Here is a 21290-nt window from a genome sequence, read left to right on the forward strand (position 1 = left end):
TAGCCCTTCGGGCACGCTTCCGCCCCTAGGTTGCAGTTCCTACTTACTGATATATAACCTATTTTTATAAACACCGTGCTAGTAAGCTACACGCCTACAAAGCCTTTAACCAAATTCAATATCTTTATTATCTACGCTCATTTCTACCTGCTTATTAAGCAAGTTAATTAACAAAATACTGCGCAGGTCGCCGTCGGGCTCTTTGTATATTGCGTCTATATTTTTAAACGAATTATTATTTACACTTACTGCATCGCCCTGTTTAGGTAATTGCGATTCAACCGTATGTAAATTGTGAGTATTTAAATGTTCAATTATTGCTAGCGGTACAACCTGGTAATTAGCGCCATATGTTACAAAGCCACCTATACCGCGGGTATTTTTTACAGCAGCAAAGCACCCATTTTTTGAGTTTAGGTAAACAAATAAGTAATTTGGAAATAAAGGGACTTGTTTGACGGTACGACGACCTTTAACCAGCTTTTCAGTGGTTAATATGGGGTAAAAAGCTTCTATTCCTTGATTATTCAAGTTGGCTTTTGCCCGCTCTTCTTGGCGCGGCTTACACGTTACTAAATACCAACTTTCCATGGCAACCTTACTACTTACTATATTGCAATAAACACAAGATTAAACTAAATCGAGTGCCATTATAGCCAGCGTATAATGCCTATGTAAATATACTTGCTAAGTTATTGGTTACTTACATAACCTAAGTACATTGTTATTGTTTATGTAACAATTACTTAACCAAAGTTGAAGTTTATGACTACCACACTGTCACCGTTCACTTTTCATTCAAACAATGCATTTATTTTATATTTTGCAAATTACAAAAATGTTATCTACCTTAGGTAATTAACAAGTTTTTAAGAGTAAATGTATATGGATATACTTCACCACGGCGCGGTTAATGGTGTTACAGGCTCATGCCATGAGCTTTTAATTGATGATCAATCAAGCGTACTTATTGATTGCGGATTGTTTCAAGGGGAGGACTCAAAAGAAGACTTATCAATAGAGTTTGATATTAGTCACGTTATCGCGCTTATTGTTACGCATTGCCATATTGATCATGTGGGCCGAATTCCCTATTTATTTGCAGCGGGTTTTAAAGGGCCCATATTTACCTCGCAAGCTTCAGCAAGTTTATTGCCGCTAGTAATAGAAGATGCACTAAAAGTAGGCGTTACACGCGATCCAAAAATTATAAGTGCCTGCTTAAACCTACTAAAGCGACGTATTGTACCTGTAGATTTTAAAACGTGGTTTGACTTGCCATGCAATGGACAGCAAAAAGCGAAAGCCCGGTTTCAGCGAGCTGGGCACATTTTAGGCTCGGCTTATGTTGAAATTGATATTAAAAATCATAAGCAAGGTACTAAACCAAATGGTACTCATCGCGTTGTATTTTCGGGTGATTTGGGTGCACCCTACACGCCCTTGCTTCCCTCGCCCAAAGCACCTTATAAAGCCGACACTTTAGTGATTGAATCTACCTATGGTGATAAAAACCATCAAGGCCGTAAACAGCGTACCCAAACACTTAAAAATGTAATAGAGCGCGCGGTTGCCGATAATGGAGTTGTGTTGGTGCCTGCGTTTAGTATTGGCCGAACCCAAGAGCTACTTTACGAATTAGAACAACTTATACATAGCTCTGGTAAGCATTCAAAATGGCGAGATATTCACATCATACTCGACTCCCCCATGGCGGCAAACTTTACTGACCAATATAAAAAGTTTAAGCATTTATGGGATAACGAAGCAAAGCAAAAAGTAGCCACAGGCCGACACCCTCTTGATTTTAAAAACCTAACCACGGTTGATACGCACAAAGAGCATATAGCCATTATTAATTACTTAAGTACACGCCAAACGCCTGCCATTATTTTAGCCGCTAGCGGTATGTGTACCGGTGGGCGAATAGTTAATTACCTAGAACGATTTTTGAGTGATAAAACGACTGATGTTTTATTTGTGGGCTACCAAGGGCGAGGCACGTTAGGCCGCGACATTCAACAATACGGGCCACGTAATGGTTATGTATTTATAAATAATACTCGCGTTACCATTAATGCCGAAGTACACACCATTAGCGGCTACAGTGCGCATGCCGATCAAAACGGGTTAATTAAGTTTGTAACGGGTATGCGTATAAAGCCAAACCATATAAAAATTGTGCATGGCGACGATGATGCAAAAGCTGCATTAGCCAGTAAGTATAAAGAGGTGTTGGGAAGTGAAGTGGTTGTTGAAATTGGGGAATAACATTCGTGAATTAAGTTTATAGCAGATATGCCGGCCTGCTTACTCTAAAGCGTAAAAGTAAAAACTAAGCTATACAAAAGTATTATTCGTAGAGATATAAGAGATGGTCGCGTGAAATAAGGGCTTAAACCCTTATAAATTAAAACGGGAACTTAGAGGTTATGCCATCAATATATTGTAAGGTAAATGAATTTATAAAATTTAAAATAGATGCTTAATTTTAAATTAAGCATCAAAATGTGCCTTTATCGCTCTATAACTAACTCTGGCATATCTAGCTTGCGCCTAATAAAGTTAATAACTTTACAATAATTGGCCAATGCGTATAAATAAACGCTAAACACAATAATAAAGCTATAAAACATGAAGTACTCAGGAATATTAAATACCTCACCTAACATACCGATGCCTGCGAATACAGAGGCAATAAAACAAATCAGCGCTAGTGTTTGCATTGATGAGCAGCCTATTCGTTGACAAATATGGTGTAAATGTTCTCTGTCTGGCTTAAATGGAGATTTTTTTTGTTTAATTCGTCGCACCATTATAGCCACCATATCCATTAATGGCACCGCAATTAGCCATAAAGCGGTTACAGGGCGGATCATTGGGCTACCAGGGTTTTGACTGGCACCAATCAACAGCCAAATAACAGTAAACCCAATCATCATGCTGCCCGCATCACCCATAAACACTTTTCGAGCTCGACCAAAAAAGCCTAGGTTAATTATGATGTAAGGGATCATGGTTACAACCAAAAGTATACATAAATAGCTTAGTCTTGTTTCGCCTGATAACGATAATAAAATCGCAAGGCTCCCAAACGTAACTATAGACAAACCGCCTAATAGCCCGTCGATTCCATCAACCATATTAAATGCATTAATACACCCTATGACTGCAAAAATAGTAACAATAGGCGCAGCCCAGTGTAGAATAACCTCTCCCATTCCAAACATATTACCTAATGTTTGCATTTGCGCATTAGCAAAATAAATCATAACTAGTGATATGCCCGTTTGTACTGCAATTCTAAACTTAACGCTTAAGTCATACTTATCGTCAAGTACGCCAATTGAAGTTAATGCAATAATACAAAGCATGAATAAGTTATCGTGATTTATCATACCCGGATGATTGTATATGTAATGAACAATTGTTATACATATTGCTACGCCACCCACTAAAGGTATATTCCCTGTGTGCGCTTTGCGCCCTGAGGGTTTGTCAACAAGGCCTATATTACGTGCTACTTTACGCATAAGAAAAAGCATTGCGAAAGCGATAATAAATGTGAGAAGAAGGTCAATAATCATGAAAAGTTACCTTGAAAAATAATTTACGTGCTGAGTTTCCTTTAGAAGAATTGCCTAAAATAAACGAACCTAACTCAGCTTACTCATTTTGTCTTTTTTAAAAATTGGGGGATTTTAGTTAAATTTTTAAAAAGTAATGCAATTGGCCAAAAAATTTTGCTCTTTTTAAGCGCAATTCTATCTTCTTTGCTTTTTTGTAATATACTTTTAAGGCTGTTGTTACTAGCTCCACCAACACGCATTTTTATTACCACTTTATCGAGGTAGCCCACTTTAATGTTGCTTACCCACAGATACCTTAATATAGAATCGTAATCTGCAGAAATTTTAAAATTTAAGTCAAATTTCCCTAACTGTTGATATAAGCTTCTCTTCATATAGAAAGTCGGGTGTGGGGGCATCCAACCATACTTTAATTTAGTTTTTTTAAATGGACCAGACTTCCAATAACGTACTATTGAAGTAAGGTCATTTTTTGAGACATACTCTAGGTCTGCATAAACAGCTGCATAGTCAGATTTTTGAAATTGATCTACAATATCTTTTACTGCATTGGGGTACCCAAATAAATCATCTGAGTGTAAAAAACCTATAATATCTCCTGTTGCGTTATCAATTCCCTTATTTAAAGCATCGTAGATACCACTGTCTGCCTCTTGGATAATCTTAGGCTCCAATGCTTTATTGCTTTTAATAAGCTCAATTGTGCTGTCTGAAGATAAACCATCAACGATAATATACTCTATATTCTTATATGTTTGCGACTCCAATGAGCGTATTGTATCTAGTATTGTAGCCTCACTATTATATGTGGCTGTTATTATGCTTACTTTCATAAATCCTCGAGCTTAAGGCGTATTTGTTAAAAAATACACCTTAATGTTATGTTGCATTCTTTATTTAATTAGTTATGTGGGTAATTAGTTTAAGCTATATTGTTTTCACTACTAAGCTCTTTATATATTGCAACTAATTGTTTACTTATTACCTCATTGCTAAATCTGTCGGTAACATGAGCCCTTCCTGCTTTACCAAGCCCCGCAAGTTGTGCATTAGTAAGTTGATAGAACCAATTTATTCCCTCTGCTAAAGATTCAATTTCAAAAGGGTTAGCCAAATAACCATTTTTTTTATGTATAATTACATCAGTAAGGCCAGTACAATTAAAAGCCAAAACGGGGGTCTCGCAGCTAAGACTTTCTGCCGCTACCTGTCCAAACGACTCAAGTCTAGAAGGAACAATAACAATAGAGGACAAAGAGTAAATACTGGCTAAAGCAGCCTCAGAGTAAATATGCCCAAGTTCTATTGATTGAATACCAAACACACTGCTTTTATGCTGATCTTTACCTCCAAAAGTAACTATCTTAATTTTGCGCTTAAGATCAACTGAAGCAGCAAAAAGCTCTAAAGCAGACAGTAATAAATCAAAACCCTTTACTAAATTTGCTGACCCGTCTACAGCACCAAACGTAATAACAAAGTCATCGTGCTTTAGGTCGTCAATATTAAAGTTAGATGTATCATGTTTAAAAACATTAATGTCGATTGGATTAGGTAATACTCGTATATCTCTATCACGTAATAAGGCACTTTGCTGAGCGCGCCCTTTTAACCAAGATGAAGGTACCGTAAAAATAACGTTATTTAGCCCCTGGTAATGCTTTTTCTTGTGCTTCCAAATAAACCGAGATAAACACTCCCTACCTTGGAGAATGCTTTGTTTGTTGTACCCTTCTACAACTTGCTTATAACAAGCCTCAGTGTTGTTATAATGTTCTGTTGCAGAATAAAACCACTCGTCATGCAGTGTAATTACACTTTTCCCAGATAAATATTTAAAATCACGAATGCTTAATGTTTCGTTATTTATCCAATGAACGTGTAAAAGCTCAGCATTTATTACCTTATTTTTTATATAGCGACTACCAAATATATTGAGTGAGTGTTTACTTTTTAAATTGTACTGTAAAAGGTGAGATAACACCCAAAAAAAACGATGTGTTATTTTACTAAAAAATGGAAGTTTCTTCTCATTGTTTTCTATTGAGTAAAATAAAGCTTTATGACCGCTATTTTCTAATAACTTTTGAAAACGAACTGCAGCTTTGGCTGCTCCGCCACGAATGTTAGTGAAACCTATAAATGTGATTTTCATTATTTAACTTTTAGATGTGTTTCTTTCACTTGCATGCTTATCATTCCATAAAAACATAACAAGGAAAAAATTAAAAAATATACAAAATTTTGTGTGTTAAACATTATTATAAAACTAATGCAGATTATTATACGTTCAGAAAAGCTTAAACCAGATGTATATTTAGGATATATTAGAGGTTTAATTAACGCTATAGTAATAACTCCGCATTGTGCAATTAGCATAGTTAAGCCATCTGACCCTGTAGGCTTAATTAACTCATATTCGATGCGTCCCATTAATTTCATGCCATAAGGTATGGCATTTTCTATCTGGCTACCGAACCCATAGCCTATAATTGGGTTTTCTAAAAACATATTATAGCTAATAATAAAGTCATAGTACCTAGATAAGAAAGAAACACTCTTTTGAGCTACATCGCCCCCTCCAAACTTTAAAAGTATAAATGGTAAACCAACAACAATTACAACAACAGAAAAAACACTAAAAATCGAAATATAAAATATCTTATTTTTGCTTTCTCTAATAGCACCTTTCCAATAAATCAAGCTAAGCATCATAAATACGAGTATGCCGGTAGTTGATACAGTACTAATTATTGTTACACCAAGCACTATATAAAGCTTTAAGGTAATATTGCGTCTAACTAAAGCAAAAACAAACGCTAAATTTACAAATATTTGATACGCACCAGGCTCCCACCAAAGGCCGCTATTACGATAAATACCGTATTTAATAAAATTCTCAGAAACACCAAAAAATAAAAAATTTCGAAGTGGCCGTTCATCTGTACCAATAAAATTTGGTAAAATAGAGTGAATATCAAAAAAGATAACAAAAATATACAGCAATGAAATCAAGCAGACCCAGTACATTATTTTTATATAAACATCGGCAAAAATCTTAAAGCTCATTAAATGGACAATATATAAGGCAATACTAAATCTAATTAGAAGTACAATCACTGAACTTAGTTTTGTTTCTTGATTAATAGTTATTAAAGTTATAAAAAAAAGCATATAAATAACAATGTTTTTCTTTAAAGTTAGCTTTAATGGTTTAATTATTAGTATCAAATACCCTAAAAAAGCACCTAACAGTAAGTTATTGCCAAAATTCTCGTAAAATAAAGATTTAGATAAAAGTACACTAAAAAGAACTATAAAAAAGTCTCTTTTTTTATAGTCTACGTCGACATTACTGTTTAACTTCATAAGCTTTAACTTGTAAAAGATCTTTATTGTTGATGAAGTTTTCATCTATATTATTTTGTAATTCAAAATAGCTTTTCACATTTACACTATTAATTATATCCTTTAATTGTTCACCATTATGTGCATCAAATATATATCCATTCACGTTATTTTCTATTAACTCTGACGAGCCGCACTGTTTTGAAACTATAACAGGCAAGCCAAAGTATAGAGCCTCTTCTACAACTAGGCCCCATGGCTCAGCTAAACTAGGTAGTATTAAAAAGTCATATTTATTAAATAAACAATTTAATTTGTTATTATCAATTGAATGTAAAAAATTGATATTATCGTTAGATTTTTCCCTTAAGGTGCTCTCAAGTTCACCTTCACCTACAATTGTAAGTGAGCTATTGGGCAATTGGTTAAACACACTTATTAATAGCTCTAAGTTTTTTACCTCGACCAATCTTCCTATAAATATAAATTGGCTATTATAGCTTTTATGATTGATATTAGGAGTAGATTTATTAATCACCCCCACACCTCGTGTAACCTTAATAGAAGAGGAGCAAGCGAGCTTGTTTAATAATTGAACATGTAAAGCTCCTGATGCGAAAACAGTACTTACTCGTGATAAGAAAAGCTTTTTAACCACCCCTCTAATACCATTAGTATTACTTTCTAAAACAGTTGACTCTAACGCCAAGCAGTTTTTATTATACTTGCTTAATAGTACTGTTATCCAAAACTCGGGCAAATCCCAACCACTAACTATTATTTTATTATAATTTATAGAAAACAATAGTTTAACAACATCAATTAAGCTCTTAAACTTACAGCGTTTTTGAAAGCTGCCACTATTTATTACTGTGTAATCAAAATTAACTTTATTAATTTTAGAAAAATTTGAAAATCGCTTTTCATTTGTTTCTCCAGCAATAAATATCACAAAAATTTTAGAGTCTTTGCCAATTTCATTATATAAATTAACTTTATAAAAAGCGGGTAGATGAGTAACAATTACGTAATCATACATATTTAAATATAAACCAATTCTTGTTTCGCTCTTTTATAAGCAGTAAAAGGTGAAGAATACTAAGTGTAATAAATAATTTAACAAACCAAAAATCAAAGCCTACTTTTTGAGCTACCAAATACGCGATATTATTTGTGTAAGGATGGGTTATAAATAAAAGCATAGTACCTGCAGCCCACATTTTTATAACGCTCTTATCTTGAAAATCTCTAAAAAAGCTCTTAAAAAAAATAACTAAAAAAATCAATATAGATACGGCCCATATAAGATTTAAGATAACATCACTATATTTAAGTAATGACATATCCAAAATAGGCACTTTATTCAAGTAATATATGCTAAATATAACCCCAAAGGATAATATTAAAGCAACTGAACTCTTAATTTTACAAAGCCAATCATCTGCTAAATTGTTAAATATAACTTTACCTATAAAAATCCAAATAACGCAATTCAATCCATTTGTAATACCCAATGGAAGGTTCAGTTTAAAGCTTAATAAAAACAAGCTAGCATATATAATTAACTGCAAGACTTTATTTTTAGAAACCTTCTCAACTAGGTAATAAAATATACGACCTAAAAACAGCGCAGGTAAGAACCATAAGGCAAACCCATAGGTGTTTTTTAAATGTTCATAGTCCATCCAAAATATTATAGAGAGAACCTCGTTCACATAATTCAGCTGGGGTCTGCCAAGTAAAAACAACTTTAAAGCTGTGATTATTAGAGCAATAAAAGAAAATATAAAATATGGCACCATCAGCCGATTAAAGTCTTTTTTCACTAAATAATTTAATGGAGCAGTGACAGTTATGAAAAAACCAGAAAGCATAAAAAACAAAGGCATATGCCATGAATATATAAACTCGCTAAAGGGACTAGAAAAATGGCCTAATACAACAGCAATTATCCCTACAAACTTAAGCGAAAATACCCAGTTTAACTTATCCTTCATAGGAAAATCTTTTTAATATAATACTTTGTTAAAGTCCAAATATTTAAGGCATGTAAATGCATAGTGTTTGTTACATTATTATCAACTTTTATTTTATGGTATTCTTTAAATATCTTTAATTCTTGATTATTACCTAGACCGTCAGCACGCCACTTAGCTATTATTAAGTTATTAGTCTCAACTTCTGGAAAATCATGGTATGCACGCAATAGGTGCTCATAATCCATACAGTATTTGTTTGTTATATCAAATAAACCAAATGTTCTAAAAAAATCCATACTTGTAAACAACCCCTGATGGGGTAAAGACATTCGAGTTAACAATGAACGTTTGTTAAATTTTTTTGTATACTTTGAAACATATAGCCTTTTACCATTTTCATCTATACGTTCAATTAAACCACTTATCAAATCTGATCTATGTTTTTTTTCAGCAAAAAGCCTTTCCAATACATCGATGTCATAAAACCCATCGCCATCGCCTTGAAAGTTTATGTAATCGCCGCTTGCTAATAATATGGCTTTATTAAAAGCATCACTAATCCCTTTATCGGGTTCACTAAGCCAATAATCAATTTGAGCGTTATATTTCTCTAATATTCTCAATGTTCCATCAGTACTACCACCATCAATAATAATTAGCTCTACATTATTATACTTCTGGTTTAAAACACTCAAAATCATTTCTTCTAAATATTTATCCCCATTATATACTGCTGTAATAATTGTGATTAATGGTTGTTTATCATTAGATTTAAACTGACCTTGAAGCCTTATGCCCCCATGGGAGGATTTTTTTTCATCGTAATCTAAAAGTGTATAACTATCAGATAGTTTACTAGAATCAAAAAATCGTTCTTTATTAATTCTATCTGTAATATTTTGTACAGTTGAATACTGCTTATTATCTTTATTGGTGTGTTTCATTTATAACCTTTTCATAAAGCTTTATATACTTTTTAGCTACGACTTCATTGTCAAATTCATTTATAACTTTGTTTCTTGCACTTAGACATAACTTTTCGTATATATCGGCTTCAACATTAAGCACCCAATCAATACCTTTCGCTAAGTCATCTGAATCTATAGGTGTTGCAAGGTAGCCGTTTTCTTTATGATCAATAATATCTAATAAGCCTGTATGTCCAAAAGCAACTACGGGAGTGCCACACGCCATTGACTCACTAGCAGTCTGCCCAAATGCTTCTTGTAAACTAGGCACTATCATTACATCCGCTGCGCTGTATATTGTAAGTAAACTCACATCATCAAAAACGTGTCCTAAATAATTAGCCGCAAAGCCGAGATTTTGAGATTGCTCAGGCTCACTACTTCCAAATATTACAAGCTCTATATCATCACTTTTAAGCTTTCTTAACGCACTACATAACTCTTTAAAACCTTTATTTAAATCCGCTGTAGCGCTATTTGCTCCAAATAGTATTAACTTTTTATCTTTAGGTAAATTCCAAAGCTCTCGCGCTTTATTTTTATCGAAAGGTTTAAATTTATTCGTGTTTAACGGATTTGGTAAGTTTACTATGTTTCGGTTTTTAAAAAGAGGGCTTCTTTTTGCACATTCAGCTAACCAACTGCTTACACCCACAACCGTTAAATGTTTAACCTTAGGGAACGCTCTACTCTTTCTGTTGAATACTCTTCGGCTTAGATCCTTTTCGCTATCACTGCCTAACCTTGGACAACACCCACAAGCATCTTGATATTTTTTACACTCCCACATGATATGGCACCCTCCTGTAAAAGCCCAATTATCGTGCAACGTCCACACTATAGGTGCCTTTATTTTATTAAGGTCTTCAATTTTAATCATGCCATGGCAAACCCAGTGTAAATGCACTATATCGGGATTTATTCCATTAATTTTTTTTGCGATATTACTAAATGGTAAGTAAGCAGGGCTAAATAAACTTTCTCCCCTATTTTTATAAAATTTTACAGGTATGCTATCTAATGTTGGCCGTAATCTATTTATTATTTTTTTTGTAATTCCAGTTTCTGTAATAACATATGGGTCATCAGAACTCTTATTTTGGACTAATAATTTACTATCTACATTATTAGCTTTTAAAGCACTATGAAGCCTGTATGTAGCCCTAGCTGCACCGCCCTGAGTATCAAGCGTACTGACATGTAGTACTTTTACAGGGCTAGTTTGTTTCATGATCTTCCCAGCTTTGTGTTACTTTTGAAGTAGATATTCCTGAAAATATCCGATCGAATATTTTTAAAGCCGACTCTTTAGAGTAAACTCCTGATACAACATTAGGCCACAGTTCAACATCTTTCCTTTCAATAACTTGCCAAACACGAATGGTAGTATTTTTATATCCCATAGCCGAGATTACTGCTGCGCGGTGTTGGCCGCCCCATTCAACCAACCAGCGATAATCAGAGTTTTCGTTCATTAGTACAACCGCACCAATATCCCCTCCCTCTGAATCATCTCTAAGTATACCGTTTTCCTCTATTGATAAAATCAGCGAATGTAGCCTTTTAACTTCAAGATCTAGAACCTCTTCTGATACAGGCCCAAAATCTCGCCAACCTTTATTTATATTTAACTTTGATCCGTGCTCTTCACTATCTTGACTTGCGCAAGAGGCTCTGCCCTGGTTTTTCTGTTCTAAAGATGTGTTTTCCCAGGGAAGTAAAGTTAACCAAGGAGGTTGGTTATCTAATGCTTCAACTTCGCCTTCATCAAAGCCCAACCACGATGAAGCGGTTAAGGGTTGCACCAAGTCATAATAACCGGTAAGCGTCGTTTTTAGTGCTTTCTGATAATCATCAGAGCTAATTGCAGCTTTAGTCGCGACTATAAAGGGATGTTTTGAATTACTAGCTAAGGAATATTTTTCCAAGCCTCGTCCGTTGATAAAATCCACCTCAATTAATACCTGTTTATCGGTTCGGGTATAATACCCTAATGCTTTAGGGTTGTTATTAATCATTCTTAAATCAACAGGCTGGCTATATATAGATTTGGTTATTGTATAACCAAAATAATTTAATATATTAACTAGCAGGGCCTTGATACTTTTTAACACTATTCACCTATCTATTAATTAATTTATTAAATTTAGCTCTTATATTAAACAACACATTAAATAATGTATCATTCTTCTTCAGCAATCGTTTGATAAACGAAAGTACTTTCTCTGGGAAACCTTTTACTTTAACTTTAAAGACCCTGAGATATAACCTCACATAGTTAATTTTTTTTAATCGAGATAAAAACTTAATGTTCAGATAAACTTTTTCATCATTCGGTATCGAAGCATCGTAATTATGAGCAGCTAAATACCCTCTAAGCATATCTAAGATATAAGTAGGAGTATTGTTAAACTCAGTCTTAAAGTTTTTAATACCAATTTTTTCCGATAAGCCTGTTAATCGCTCCATATATTTCTTATAAAAATAGGGCTTATGCACATAAGCATGATATAAATGTGAGAAAAAATAATCATCTACCCTTGGTGTATAAATACCTTCATGATTCATAACTTTCTTATCTAATATATCCTTTTGCCATTTCTCATCGAAATAACCATCTCCAACATACCTAATATCAAAAAGAACATTTTTACCATCAACATTTACATGATAAAAGTTTTTTGAATTCCAAATATTTACTGCATTTGCGGCAGCCGTGAATTCGCCTATATTTGAGCATAATATATCAACATCACCGCTGAGTGTTTTAACTGTATCTTGTAGCTTATCTGCTCCACGTAAAACAACATATTCAGTAGTTAAATTAAGCACTTCGAATAGTTCCTCACAACTATTCCAACCACTTGCACCTACTAAATCGTTATTAGTCTTTAAGCATTTATTATTGCGTGCGGGCTGACCTAATAATTGTAAGGCGGTATCTTTACCAAAAAGTAAAACTGCGTTGTTAAAAAACTCCATTAAATTATCGGTAGAATGAACCATATAGCTTCCCCCTACCCACTTTCTAAATAATCTTTTTTTATCTACAACATTAGCATTTACTATCTTGAAGCGACCGGAAGCATCCGATCTATATTCATATTTAGGTTCTAGATCTTCAATAACAACCACAACAAAAGCACCGTCTCCAACTTCCTCACGCTTCCCAGCTTTACCGCCGGTAGGAGCAACATCATAAATTCGATGAAAATTATCATCTAAATGTTTTTCCGACCAAGTATTATCAATACAGGCTATAATGTTAAAATTTTGGTCTAAATCTTGAAGTATTTCTTCTTCTTTAGTTCTTGCTTTTGACCATATAATAAATAACTGTAAATCCCTTTCATAATTACTTTCGAATTTATTCAAGTTATTATTGTAACTATATGTTAAATTTTTATATTTAAAATCTTTCAAATTCGCTTTCATTCTAAAAAATCACTTCTAAATTTTTCTATACAAAGGTACAAAAGCAGCTAACTTTATAAGTAAATGCTTTCTTGTTGTAGGAGTAAACAAATCGATAACTAATGATGAGAATATTAACGTTATCAATGAAGTATATGCTGCAGCTTGAACCCCATAAATAGGTATATAAATGTAGTTAAGTATTACGTTAATAACAGCCCCGACTGTCCCTCGAACAAAAATGAATTTCGTTTTATTTTCAGCTAATAACCATTTGTTGCTAACCATCATCAGAGCAATAAAAATACTACTCCAAATTTGTACGATTAATATCTGTGAAGACCCCTCGTAACCTGTACCATAAAGAAATGCAATTAGATCGTGGGCTACTATATTTACAAAGATAGACAGAATGATTGCTGCCCATATTAAAAGTCGGTATAGGTTTTTAACTCTATTATTATAAAGTTCAGTACTCGTATTTTTTGCATTTAGGATCGCTGGGAAAAATGATGATGTAACAATAACTGGAATAAAGTACCATAACTCACTAATTCTACTAGATGCAGAGTATAAACCTACTTGTTGCTCTCCTAATAACTCTTTAAGCATAATTATATCTATTTTCATGTAGATAGTTACTACAATCGAACTAATTATTAATGGCCAGCTATCCTTAATTAAGATTTTCGCTAGTTTTAAATTGAATGTCCAAGAGGATATTTTGAGTTTGTTTTGTAGATAGTAAAAAATAAGCCCCAGCATTAGAATTAAACTATCAAATAAAATTACATAAGCAAAAGCAATTAATGAAGCGTTATTTAAAATTAAACTAATCTTGATTAAAGATGACAATATAAGGCTAATTAGATTACTGTAAACTACATATTTACTTAATACCTTACTTTGAAAATAAAAATCGATGACATTAAAACTTTGAAATAAAACTGTCGAACCAATAACCACTACAAGTAGGTTGGTTTCATAGTCATTCGACTGTAAAAACACTACAACTGTTAATACGACAAGTACTACAATACTAGTAATTAGTCTAAGTAAAAATGCGGTTCCAAGCAGTTCTTCTCTTTGCTTTTGACTATCATTTTTGACCAATTCCCTGACGATTATTCCGTCAAGTCCAAGTGTCGTTACTACAGCAAATAATGCAACAAAACTCTGTGCATAACTGAGCAAGCCAAACTGCTCTGGTCCTAAGTACCGGGCCACCCATATGCTAACAAATAACCCCGTTACCATTCTAAAAACCTTTTCACCTAAAAGCAGTGAGGTATTTTTTAAATACCTCACTGCTCCAGGTGAGTTTTTAAGAGCGATAATTTTTTTTACTCTTTCCATTTAGAAAGCTTAGCCTCGATATTCGTTAGCGTTATCAATAAACCATTGATAAGACTTGGCTAAACCAGCTTCTAAAGGAACAGAATATTTCCAACCTAATGACTTAAGCCTGTCAACATTCATTAGTTTACGAGGCGCGCCATCTGGCTTGGAGGTATCAAAACGAATAGTCCCTTCGAAACCAACCACTTTAGCAACCGTTTCTACTAGTTCACGTATAGTACAATCAACCCCAGTACCAACGTTAATATGGCTAAGCATAGGATGAGTATTTTCATCATAGATATTTTTATCTAGATTCATTACGTGAATTGAAGCCGCTGCCATGTCGTCAACATATAAAAATTCGCGCATTGGTTTGCCGCTGCCCCACGCCACAACTTCCTCGTCGTTATTAAGCTTTGCTTCATGAAAACGGCGAAGTAATGCGGGGATCACGTGGCTGTTTTCTGGATGAAAGTTATCATGTGGACCATAGAGGTTTGTTGGCATCACACTCCGGTAATCTCTTCCATATTGCCTATTGTAGCTTTCACATAGTTTTATACCTGCAATTTTAGCTATAGCATAAGGCTCATTAGTTTCCTCTAGCGTACCTGTTAAGAGGGCTGTTTCAGACATTGGTTGCTCTGCAAGCTTAGGGTAAATACATGAAGAACCCAAAAAAAGTAACTGCTGAATATTAGCCTGGTGAGCGCTATGTATTATGTTGCATTCGATCATCAAATTTTCATAGATAAACTCTGCCGGGTAAGAGTTATTTGCAACTATTCCACCCACTTTTGCTGCTGCTAAATAGACCTGATCTATTTTCTCTGTTCTAAAAAAATTCAAAACTGCTTGTTGATTAGTTAGGTCCAGCTCATTACGAGTTTTTGTAATAACCTGGGCATTTGACTGATTTTGCAATTGACGAACTATTGCTGAACCAACCATCCCGTTATGCCCAGCTACAAATATATTTTTAGTTAAAGCAGTCATAGTTAAGCATTCTCAATAGATACGGCTAAATCGAAGCCATACTTTTTTAAAATTGCATGTTGTTTTGCTTTCTCTAAGTCATTTTCTACCATTTCTGCACACATTTGCTCAACTGTGATCTCAGGAGTCCAGCCTAACTTTGCTTCTGCTTTTGATGGATCACCAAGTAGCGTTTCTACCTCTGCAGGGCGGAAATAACGAGGATCTACTTTAACAATTTCATCACCAACACTTATTGCGGGAGCATTATCACCTGTGATTGATTTTACAGTAGCTATCTCATCTATGCCTTGACCTGAAAACTCAAGCTCTATTCCAGCTTCTTTAGCTGATAGCTTCACGAACTCACGCACACTTATCTGTTTTCCAGTCGCAATAACAAAGTCTTCCGCTGTATCTTGTTGCAACATCATCCATTGCATACGAACGTAATCTTTTGCGTGCCCCCAATCTCGTAAAGCATCCATATTGCCTAAATATAAGCAGCTTTCTAAACCTTGAGAGATATTAGCAATTGCACGTGTAATTTTACGCGTAACAAATGTTTCTCCGCGACGAGGAGATTCATGGTTAAATAAAATTCCATTACATGCGTACATACCATAAGATTCACGGTAATTCACGACGATCCAATAAGCATACATTTTAGCTACTGCGTATGGAGAGCGAGGATGAAACGGGGTTGTTTCTTTTTGTGGTATTTCTTGAACTTCTCCATACAACTCTGAGGTAGATGCTTGATAAAATTTAGTTTTCTTTTCAAGACCCAAGAAGCGTATAGCTTCCAATAAACGAAGTGTTCCCATAGCATCAACGTCAGCTGTATACTCCGGACACTCAAACGAAACCGCTACGTGGCTTTGAGCTCCTAAGTTATAGACTTCATCTGGCTGCACATTTTTTATAATACGAGTTAGATTTGATGAATCCGTTAAGTCTCCATAATGTAAAAAAAAGCTTTGAGATTTTTCGTGGCTATCTTGATAAATGTGATCAACGCGTTCTGTATTTAATGATGATGCACGACGTTTGATGCCATGAACTTCGTAGCCCTTTTCTAGTAAAAGTTCAGCTAAATAAGAGCCATCTTGGCCTGTAATACCGGTGATCAGTGCAACTTTTTTTTGTGTCATTTTCAATTCCTTTACTTAGACTTCGTTTTCAGTCGAAACAAAATCTATATTTAATTAAGCTCTAGGCTTTTTATTTCGGTTAATATATTCGTAACAAGCTGATTAGCTTTTGATAAAGTATCTGCTTCTGCATAACAACGAAGCTCAGGGGCATTACCTGATGGGCGTAAATGTATTACCTCTCCATTTACAAGAGTTATTCTGACACCATCAGTATCATCAAGACATTCCACCTCTATGTTTTTAAAGCCTAATAATTTTAGTAACATACTTGGATCTTCATTACCGAGCTTTATTATTTTTTCACTTTTTTCTTTCGAAAAATTTTGGAGTCTTTCACTAAAGGTGAAACGCGCTGGAAGTCTCTCTATCACTTTTGAGATTGATTCATTTTCTGCGGCTAATAAAAGCATAAGCGCAGGTAAAACTGCATCTCTGGTAGGCAATGATTTAAGTGTTGTGTTATTGAGTACAACATCAGCACCAAGCAAAAAACCGCCATTAGCTTCAAAGCCTGCGACTACTTTATAATGTTTAGATAAATGCGAAAACTGCTCTATGACATAGGGGGAGCCGATCTTGGTTCTATATACATGCTTAAAAAGACCACACTTTTCAATAGCAGTATTACAACTTACAGGTACTGCTAATGCATCTATTTTTAGTGTCATTGCACATAATAAACCTAAAACATCACCACGTACCCATGCCCCATTTTCATCTGATACTAAGGGACGATCTCCGTCACCATCTGTTGAAAAAATCATATCAAAATGGTGGTGACGCGCCCATTCTAAAGCTTTAATTGTATCTTCATGCGATACGGCCTCAGTGTCTATTGGAACAAACTCATCACTGCGCTCTAAGCGAGTAACTCTAGCGCCCAAAGCCTCGAAAAGCTTATAATATAAATCTCGGCCTGCACTAGAGTGTTCATAAATGCCAATATGCTTATTCTTTAAGGAAGTGCTTGATAACACAGCTGTATATCTTTCAATATATTTAGTTGCGGCAGTGCTATCAATTTTCAAGCTAGAGGATGGCTTAACACTATTAAACTCAATACTCTGTTTTGTAATGAATTTCTCATCAGATTTACTGATCTCACCATCGGGACGGTAGAACTTAAGACCGTTTCTATCAAAAGGTATATGACTGCCTGTTACCATTATAGCTGGATTGCTATCATTCATTGCCTTGTAAGCAAGCGCAGGTGTAGGTAAAACACCATAATATACAACTTTAATATTTAATTGTTCACAAGCAGAGCTACAAGCTTGAGCCATAGCGTAACTACTAGGGCGATTATCAATTGCTATCGCTATCGTTGTAAATTTATAGTGCTGCTGCATACATTTGATGAAAGCAATACTAAAGGCACCACATACATTTGGCGTAAACTGAGTAACCAGCCCTCGAGCTCCACTCGTGCCAAATTTTATACCGCTTTGTTCAATGGTTTCTTTACTATCGAGGGTACTGTTTATACTATTTTTTTGTGTAACCATTTAAACTCGCCCGTAGCGGTCTTCAAACCTAACAATGTCATCTTCCCCTAAATAACTCCCTGTCTGTACTTCGATCATTTCAAGCGGAATTTTCCCTGGGTTTTCTAACGCATGTATTGTTCCTAAAGGTATATATGTTGATTCATTCTCACTTACCAAGTTAGTTTTATCTCCGTTTAAAACACTTGCCGTACCAGAGACTACAATCCAATGCTCTGATCTATGGTGATGTTTTTGTATCGATAACTTTTCACCAGGGTTGACCGTGATACGTTTAACTTGATCTCTTTTACCATGGTCAATTGAATCATACTTACCCCATGGACGATAAACCTCACGGTGTATCTTATGTTCAGTACGACCACGTCTTTTTAGTTCGTTAACGACTTTTTTTACATCTTGAACTTTATCTTTATTCGCCACCAATATGGCGTCTTTAGTTTCAATAACAACTAAGTTATCAACACCTACAGTAGCCACTAATTTATTTTCTGCATTGATATAGTTATTAGTAGATTCTATAGTAATTACATCACCTTTCAGCGCGTTCTTATTAGCATCTTTATCTGAAATGTCCCATAATGCTGAAAAAGAACCAACATCACTCCACCCAGCATCCATTGGCACAACCATAACGTCTTTACTTTTTTCCATTACAGCGTAGTCAATTGAATTATCGGGGCAGCATTCGAAACTTTCCTTATTCACACGAATAAACTCTAAGTCTTCAGATTGGGTCGCTATAGAACGCTCACAAGCACTTAATATTTCAGGAGCATATTTGGCTAGCTCTTCAATATATCGGCTTGCCTTAAACATAAACATGCCACTATTCCACAAGTAATTACCGCTATTTATATATTTTTCAGCAGTTTCTAAATTTGGCTTTTCAACAAATTGATTTACAGTAAAGGCTGAGTCAAACTGCTCTCCCAATTTAATATAGCCATAACCTGTTTCCGGTGCGGTTGGCACAATCCCAAAAGTAATTAATTTATTATCTATTGCAATTGGCAGCGCTTTTTTTACCGCTTTTTCGAATGCTGTTATGTCTTCAATAACATGATCCGCAGCCAGTACTAATAAAACAGGGTCTTCACCATCATGAGCGCTGTTTAATGCTTGTAGTGCAGCTAAAGCAATCGCTGGTGCTGTATTGCGTCCAACCGGCTCTAAAATTATTCCAGCATGCTCCAAATTAGCAACACGCATCTGTTCTGCGGCAATAAATCTATGCTCCTCGTTACAAATTAGTAATGGCTTGGTGTGCTCAATATTATTCAAGCGCATTACAGTTTGTTGTAACATTGAAACTTCTGTTGCCACAGTTAAAAACTGCTTAGGATATAACTCTCTTGATAGTGGCCATAGCCTAGAGCCAGTGCCTCCTGCCATAATAATAGGGGTAATCATAAAATTTCATCCAATTTTTATTTATAATTTAAAAGTGAGTTTTTACTACTTTATCTTTCTATCTGCACACTTTTCATCCTGAAAGTACCATTTAGTGTGTTCATGGACTTGCGCATCTAGAAGTAGTTCAGTTTCAGAAAACCACTTGTATTTAGAATGTTGGTCTGTGGGTAGCTTTAATAGGCCACTATGAGAAAAGATTTCGTATGCAAGTACTACATAATGTGTAGAAAAATGCTCTACCGAAAAGTTATCGTTATAAAAATGCTGATATACACCTTTAAAACTAGAATCTACACAGAGGAGGTTTAATTCCTCTGTTATTAAACGCTGAAACGCAGTTTCAAACGTTTCATCTTTTATTATTCTTCCACCAGGTACAAACCACTGCTCTTTAGCTGGGCGGTTTTTACGCTTTCCTAATAAAATATTGTTCTTCTTATCCCGAACTATTAAATCTATAGATATTAACGGAGTCGATTTTACGACCGTTTTAAATGTACTAGTAGGTAGCATAAGGGCCTTTCAATATAAATTTTTGTACAGAGATAGTTTTTAAAAACATTATTGCTTCCTACTTTGTTGTATGAAGTTTTTACTAATAACAAAAATAATACTTAGAAGAACGCCTAATAAAACTCCAACAATGCAAATTATTGCTCGTTGAGGCTTAAATTTTTCTTCAGGGACTAAAGCAGGATCTATTGTTTTAAAAACATATTCATCGCGAACGTTTGCAAACATAATTGTCTTACTTTGTTCTTCTATTAACTTGTACAAAACCGCTCTGATATCAGCAACTCTTGTTTTTTTGAGCTGCGCAGATAAAAACTCAGTGCTTTTATTAGCTTCAGAAACATCTCTTTCTTTCATCTCTTCATTTATATCGTGTACTAACCAATTTACCCACTGCTGTGCAATAAAAGGGGATTGATGTTCTACAGACAACCTTGTCATACCTGTCTCAACATCCATATCAATATTAATTAACTGCATTATTTGCTTATAAGCCTCTTGCATCGAGGGAATTGGTTTCTTAGGATACGTGACCTCACGCACCCATTCTTTACTTTGACTGTTATATAATTTAGGGTTATAGGCAATAGTATTAGAAGCTAAATCCCACGTTTCTACAGCTAATAAATCTGGCATTAGTGCATGCCTTTTGATGAACTCACTGATAAACTTACGTGACTTGAGTATTTCAACTGCCAATTGACTATTGTTACCTGAAGAGTTGTTTATATTGACCCCTGCTAGACTTGCTAAGCCACCAAATTGACCGGCTAGAGCACTTAATCCGCCTGCTTTATTTTCTTCCGCGGGCGCAAGAAGAGCTTCAGATTTATAAATATTTGGCTGGTGTATAGCATAAAACACAGAGCAAACGGCAAAAAGGGTAGTCACTATAAAAATAACCAATTTGCCTTGCCAAACGATACTGATAAGCTCTTGAATATTAATCTCATCATGTTGAAGATTGTTTTTTGAAAACTCATTATTTTGCATTGTTGTACTCAAGTGCTTATCCATAAAAATTGCAACTATTTTATATCACATAAAAATAATTGAAAAATAAAGTTGTTCTTAAAAGCGCTTT

Annotated in this window: 19 protein-coding genes; 1 reads left to right on the forward strand and 18 read right to left on the reverse strand. The window is 34.8% G+C overall.

Annotated features, from left to right (window positions below):
* Nucleotides 1-105: 105 nt before the first annotated feature.
* A complete protein-coding gene (gene rfaH / locus CWB62_RS09405) occupies nucleotides 106-591 on the reverse strand; it encodes a transcription/translation regulatory transformer protein RfaH (RefSeq protein WP_138528545.1) in 486 nt (161 codons plus the stop codon).
* A 294-nt stretch (nucleotides 592-885) separates the two neighbouring features.
* Here rfaH and CWB62_RS09410 point away from each other — a divergent pair, with 294 nt between their 5' ends.
* On the forward strand, nucleotides 886-2271 hold the full coding sequence (locus CWB62_RS09410; RefSeq protein ID WP_138528547.1) for an MBL fold metallo-hydrolase RNA specificity domain-containing protein: 1386 nt from the start codon (nucleotides 886-888) through the stop codon (nucleotides 2269-2271).
* Between the two features lie 245 nt (nucleotides 2272-2516).
* Here CWB62_RS09410 and wecA read toward each other — a convergent pair whose 3' ends face one another.
* The 17 genes from wecA to CWB62_RS09495 form a co-directional block, all read right to left on the reverse strand.
* Nucleotides 2517-3587: a UDP-N-acetylglucosamine--undecaprenyl-phosphate N-acetylglucosaminephosphotransferase gene (gene wecA / locus CWB62_RS09415; RefSeq protein WP_138528548.1), complete on the reverse strand. Its 1071-nt coding sequence runs from the start codon at nucleotides 3585-3587 to the stop codon at nucleotides 2517-2519.
* An 83-nt stretch (nucleotides 3588-3670) separates the two neighbouring features.
* Nucleotides 3671-4423, reverse strand: coding sequence for a glycosyltransferase family 2 protein (locus tag CWB62_RS09420; protein ID WP_138528550.1), 753 nt, complete (start codon nucleotides 4421-4423; stop codon nucleotides 3671-3673).
* Between the two features lie 89 nt (nucleotides 4424-4512).
* The gene (locus CWB62_RS09425) at nucleotides 4513-5745 is read right to left on the reverse strand and encodes a glycosyltransferase (RefSeq protein WP_138528552.1); all 1233 of its coding nucleotides are present in this window, start codon (nucleotides 5743-5745) and stop codon (nucleotides 4513-4515) included.
* Entirely contained in the window at nucleotides 5745-6959 is a 1215-nt protein-coding gene (locus CWB62_RS09430) for an O-antigen ligase family protein (RefSeq protein WP_138528553.1), read from the reverse strand. Before CWB62_RS09430 ends, CWB62_RS09425 begins: the two co-directional genes overlap by 1 nt.
* Nucleotides 6943-7977 (reverse strand): glycosyltransferase, encoded by a 1035-nt coding sequence (locus tag CWB62_RS09435; RefSeq protein WP_138528555.1) that lies wholly within the window; start codon nucleotides 7975-7977, stop codon nucleotides 6943-6945. Before CWB62_RS09435 ends, CWB62_RS09430 begins: the two co-directional genes overlap by 17 nt.
* A complete protein-coding gene (locus tag CWB62_RS09440; protein WP_138528557.1) occupies nucleotides 7970-8935 on the reverse strand; it encodes an acyltransferase family protein in 966 nt (321 codons plus the stop codon). The genes CWB62_RS09435 and CWB62_RS09440 overlap by 8 nt, the downstream gene beginning before the upstream one ends.
* On the reverse strand, nucleotides 8932-9861 hold the full coding sequence (locus tag CWB62_RS09445) for a glycosyltransferase family 2 protein (protein WP_138528559.1): 930 nt from the start codon (nucleotides 9859-9861) through the stop codon (nucleotides 8932-8934). The genes CWB62_RS09440 and CWB62_RS09445 overlap by 4 nt, the downstream gene beginning before the upstream one ends.
* Complete coding sequence (locus tag CWB62_RS09450; RefSeq protein WP_138528561.1) at nucleotides 9845-11116, reverse strand: glycosyltransferase family 4 protein; 1272 nt, start codon at nucleotides 11114-11116, stop codon at nucleotides 9845-9847. Before CWB62_RS09450 ends, CWB62_RS09445 begins: the two co-directional genes overlap by 17 nt.
* The gene (locus CWB62_RS09455; protein WP_138528563.1) at nucleotides 11103-11999 is read right to left on the reverse strand and encodes a ParB N-terminal domain-containing protein; all 897 of its coding nucleotides are present in this window, start codon (nucleotides 11997-11999) and stop codon (nucleotides 11103-11105) included. The genes CWB62_RS09450 and CWB62_RS09455 overlap by 14 nt, the downstream gene beginning before the upstream one ends.
* A gap of 7 nt (nucleotides 12000-12006) precedes the next feature.
* Nucleotides 12007-13320, reverse strand: a complete 1314-nt coding sequence (locus CWB62_RS09460; protein ID WP_138528565.1) for a hypothetical protein — start codon at nucleotides 13318-13320, stop codon at nucleotides 12007-12009.
* Between the two features lie 15 nt (nucleotides 13321-13335).
* Nucleotides 13336-14655 (reverse strand): flippase, encoded by a 1320-nt coding sequence (locus tag CWB62_RS09465; RefSeq protein ID WP_138528567.1) that lies wholly within the window; start codon nucleotides 14653-14655, stop codon nucleotides 13336-13338.
* A 9-nt stretch (nucleotides 14656-14664) separates the two neighbouring features.
* The gene (gene fcl, locus CWB62_RS09470) at nucleotides 14665-15636 is read right to left on the reverse strand and encodes a GDP-L-fucose synthase (protein ID WP_138528569.1); all 972 of its coding nucleotides are present in this window, start codon (nucleotides 15634-15636) and stop codon (nucleotides 14665-14667) included.
* A gap of 2 nt (nucleotides 15637-15638) precedes the next feature.
* Nucleotides 15639-16769: a GDP-mannose 4,6-dehydratase gene (gmd, locus tag CWB62_RS09475; RefSeq protein ID WP_138528571.1), complete on the reverse strand. Its 1131-nt coding sequence runs from the start codon at nucleotides 16767-16769 to the stop codon at nucleotides 15639-15641.
* Nucleotides 16770-16819: 50 nt separating this feature from the next.
* Nucleotides 16820-18277, reverse strand: coding sequence for a phosphomannomutase (locus tag CWB62_RS09480; protein WP_283235019.1), 1458 nt, complete (start codon nucleotides 18275-18277; stop codon nucleotides 16820-16822).
* Nucleotides 18278-19690 (reverse strand): mannose-1-phosphate guanylyltransferase/mannose-6-phosphate isomerase, encoded by a 1413-nt coding sequence (locus CWB62_RS09485; protein ID WP_138528573.1) that lies wholly within the window; start codon nucleotides 19688-19690, stop codon nucleotides 18278-18280. It abuts the gene before it with no gap.
* Nucleotides 19691-19735: 45 nt separating this feature from the next.
* A complete protein-coding gene (locus CWB62_RS09490; protein ID WP_138528575.1) occupies nucleotides 19736-20206 on the reverse strand; it encodes a GDP-mannose mannosyl hydrolase in 471 nt (156 codons plus the stop codon).
* A 48-nt stretch (nucleotides 20207-20254) separates the two neighbouring features.
* Nucleotides 20255-21223, reverse strand: coding sequence for a Wzz/FepE/Etk N-terminal domain-containing protein (locus CWB62_RS09495; RefSeq protein WP_502704954.1), 969 nt, complete (start codon nucleotides 21221-21223; stop codon nucleotides 20255-20257).
* Nucleotides 21224-21290: the final 67 nt, after the last annotated feature.

This window comes from Pseudoalteromonas sp. S408, assembly GCF_005886645.1.
In the GTDB taxonomy this organism is placed as follows: domain Bacteria; phylum Pseudomonadota; class Gammaproteobacteria; order Enterobacterales; family Alteromonadaceae; genus Pseudoalteromonas.